General features: G+C 66.4%; 1 pseudogene. It reads left to right on the top strand.

Features of this window, described 5'->3' with window-relative positions:
* Positions 1–333, top strand: a pseudogene (locus tag EXE44_RS18760) (hypothetical protein); the annotation flags it as partial.

Consider the following 333-nt stretch of genomic DNA (forward strand, 5'->3'; position numbering starts at 1 on the left):
GACGTCGACTGGCTGTACGCCGACAGCTACAACTCGAGTAACGGGACCTACGGCTCCCAGACGCCCGGCGACGGCGCGAGCATCCAGACCCGGGGCGACTTCGCGCTCACTAAGGGCGGCGGCGGAAACACCGAGACGGTCAGAATTCGCGGAAACCTGACGGCCGAGTCGTACAACATTCCGCCCGGACAGTCGGCCAAGCTGAACGTCAGCGGCGAGCGCCGTATCGAGACCGCGTTCGACCAGCTCGCACCGGTCGAGGGCGGGATCAGACAGCGGATCGACGGCGTGAGAGAGCGGAACCTCGCGGACAACGCGCCGAATCAGTCGACG

Source organism: Halorubrum sp. SS7 (assembly GCF_005435055.1).
In the GTDB taxonomy this organism is placed as follows: Archaea; Halobacteriota; Halobacteria; order Halobacteriales; family Haloferacaceae; genus Halorubrum; species Halorubrum salinarum.